1 protein-coding gene is annotated in these 315 nt (G+C 60.0%); it reads left to right on the top strand.

Annotated features, from left to right (window positions below; all coding sequences use genetic code 11):
* Positions 1–313: 3'-5' exonuclease (locus ACO0LB_RS20775; protein WP_423052625.1), on the top strand; the 313-nt coding region annotated here is incomplete at its 5' end.
* Between the last annotated feature and the right edge of the window lie 2 nt (positions 314–315).

Genomic DNA, 315 nt, shown 5'->3' on the forward strand with positions numbered 1-315 from the left:
TCTGGTTGGCGTGGAAGAGGGTATCCTGCCGCACAAGGGCGACGCCGATGCACCGGCCGAAACCATGGGCGCACGCATTCAGGAAGAGCGCCGCCTGATGTATGTGGGCATCACGCGTGCCCAGCGCACCTTGCATGTCAGCTGGTGCAAGAAGCGCAAGCGGGCTGGTGAGCAAGTCCATTGCGACCCGTCGCGTTTCATCAAGGAAATGGAGCTCGATGTGGGCGACGCCGTGCCCACGGAAGCGGAAGTGATTTCGCCGAAAGAGCGATTAGCGCGTATGAAAGCCTTGTTGAATACGCCGAAGGCATAAGC

This window comes from Undibacterium sp. SXout7W, from assembly GCF_049339385.1.
Taxonomy (GTDB): domain Bacteria; phylum Pseudomonadota; class Gammaproteobacteria; order Burkholderiales; family Burkholderiaceae_D; genus Undibacterium.